Source organism: Actinoplanes sp. NPDC049265, assembly GCF_043197135.1.
In the GTDB taxonomy this organism is placed as follows: domain Bacteria; phylum Actinomycetota; class Actinomycetes; order Mycobacteriales; family Micromonosporaceae; genus Actinoplanes.
Genome location: NZ_JBICSP010000037.1, coordinates 19,018 through 21,719, shown reverse-complemented (window position 1 = coordinate 21,719; position 2,702 = coordinate 19,018). Strand labels below are relative to the sequence as shown.

General features: G+C 72.1%; 1 pseudogene. It reads left to right on the top strand.

The annotated features are described in order from the left end of the window. Nucleotides 1-874: 874 nt before the first annotated feature. Nucleotides 875-2,702: pseudogene (locus ACGFIO_RS43035) on the top strand (hypothetical protein); the annotation flags it as partial.

Below are 2,702 nucleotides of genomic sequence, written 5' to 3'. Positions count from 1 at the left end.
CGACGCGGAGGCCAAGGCTAAGGCGGACGCGGATGCTGCTCGGGTGGAGCCTGAGGGGGCGGGGGCGGCGAGGGAGCCGGCTGCGCCGCGGGAGTCGCCGAATGCTGAGGTGCGGTCGCGGGCTGAGGTGACGTCGGTTCGGCGAGAGCAGATCAAGACTGAGGCTGAGGCGCAGGCCAAGGCTGAGGCCGACGCCAAGGCTAAGGCGGAGGCGCAGGCTAAGGCGGAGGCGGAGGCGCAGGCTAAGGCGGAGGCGGAGGCGCGGGCTAAGGCGGAGGCAGAGGCGCGGGCTAAGGCTGAGGCCGATGGGGCGGGGGCGGAGAGGGAGCCGGCTGCGCCGCGGGAGTCGCCGAATGCTGAGGTGCGGTCGCGGGCTGAGGTGACGTCGGTTCGGCGAGAGCAGATCAAAGCTGAGGCTGAGGCGCAGGCCAAGGCTGAGGCCGACGCCAAGGCGGACGCGGAGGGGAAGGGCCGGGATCCGGAAGACCCGAACGCGAACGGTTCCGACGGCCTCAACCTGACCCTGACCAGGGGCCCCAGTCACGGCCCGGGTGGTCGGCGGGCGAGCGCGGACGACGCGACCGTGACCCCCAGCGTCAGGCCGGCGGCCCTCGACGGTCCGCGGGCGTCCGTCGAGGGACGGCCGTCGGAGCCCCAGCCGAGGGACTCGGACGCGGCGGCGTCGGGGGACAGGGGGCGGCCGGACCCGTCGCGGATGCATGACGAGGCGCGTCCGCAGCGTTTCGACCCGGCGTCCAACCGGCCTCTTCCGCCGAGGCCAGGTGGCCAGGATCCGGCGGCGGCGGCCGGCCACGACGCGGGGAAGCGGCCGTCGGCGAAGCCACGCCCGACCGCGCCGGTCGAGGGCCGGCAAGTGGTGCGCATCGACAAGAACGGCCGCGCCGAACTGGTTCGGATGTCGGCCGAGTCGATGATGAAAGGCCCGGGCCGTCGGCTCGGGGATCTGGACGGCAGCACCGAGGCTCCGCCCGTGGCTCGGCCGGCCGAAGGCGTGGATGGTTTCACCTACTTCGAGGCCGGGCCGGACGGCTCACCGGTTCCCACCCAGCTGCGTCCCGGTGAAGTCGTGCTCAACTCCGAACCGGCCAGCGGCACGGGAAAGAACGACGCCGGCCGGTACCTCGAATTCGATCCGCAGTCGAAAACGTTCTCGGTGCGGGAGATCGACCGCGTCGCCCCGTCGGATCCGCCGAAGAACGCCGAACCGCAGGAACACCAGCTGCTGCGCCGCAATCCGGACGGCAGTATCGATCTGCTCACCCTCAAGGAACGGCCGACCGTCGGGGAGCCGCGGCCGACCGCGGACGGAAGCCAGTACCACGAGCTCAACGCCAGGAACCCACGGGACTGGCACGACCAGGAGCTCGGCTTCAGCCAGAAGCCGAAGGTGGAACGGCTGAGTGCGCCGCAGACGCCGCGTACCCCGGGCCGTCGTCTGGGTGACGGCGAGGTCGTTCGGTATGACGTCGTGTGGGAGCGGGAGCCGACGTCGGTGCTGGCCCGCCATCAGGAGACCGGCAAGTGGGAGCTCCTGCACAAGACCGAGGGTTCGTGGTCGATCAAGGGCGACCCGGCCGCCGGCCGGAGCACGCCGGGGCTGCGCCCGACCCGTGGACCGTCCGACGTCGCCTCGCCGAGCAGCACCCATTACCGGGTGAACTCGCAGACCAAGGAACTGGAGCCGGTCGCGATGCGACCGAACGATCTGGACATCGCCGAGGTCGGCGTTCAGACCGGACGTGTGCGGTTCGACCAGTACACCCCGGACGGTGGTCCGGGTGGCGGCAAGCCGAACTACAAGCTGCAGCCCGACGGAACCCTCGCGGCCGACAACATCAAGAAGTTGGGTGCTCGCGACCTCACGTACGACCCGAAGACCGGCGAGATCAACTATGGTGGCGCCCGGCCCAAGGGCGACGGTCCGGGCGGTCCGGCGGACGGCAAGCCCTCGTCCGGTTCCGATGGCACCGCCACGAAGGGTGCCGGTCGTGGTTCGGAGATCCAGCTCGACGACAGCGTCAAATTCCTCCCCAAGTCGCGGCTCGGCGACCAGACGAGCTTCCCGACCGGCCCGCCGGCCAAGCGGCCGAGCCTGCCCGAGGCCGACGCCGCGAGACCGGGGCGGGGCCCGGCGCGCAACGGGAGTGGCGGCGGGGGTGCCGACGGCGGCTTCCGCGACCCGGACGGCGGCGGCCGGACCATGCTCGACGAGGGAGTCGTTCCGGCCGTACCGGATGCGGGCCGTGCTTCGAGCCCGGCCGGCGCCTCGCATCCGGCACCGGCGGCCGGCCGCGGCGACGCCCCCGGCCCGTCGAACACACCGTCGTCGAGGGGCGCATCGGTTCCGGCCGTGAACCCGGCTTCGGGCCAGTCGCCCGATCAGGGCGGGACACCGGCGCCGGGAGGTTCGCCCGATCGACCGGGGACGCCGGCGTCCCACGGCTCCAACCGCCAGTCCGGTACGCCGGCTGACGCGAAGCCCACCTCGACGCCTGGCGCCAAGGCGCCGGTGCTGAAGCTGCGTCAGCAGATAACCACCATGGAGTCCTCGTCCGGCTCGCGCGGCTCCGATGTGGCTGCTCAGTTGCGTCGGCCGGTGCCTGATGTGCCGGATGCGTCGTACGGTGAGCGTCAGGTGTTGGTGGGTCTGGGTGATGGTGAGCGGTTGTCGTGGCCGCATC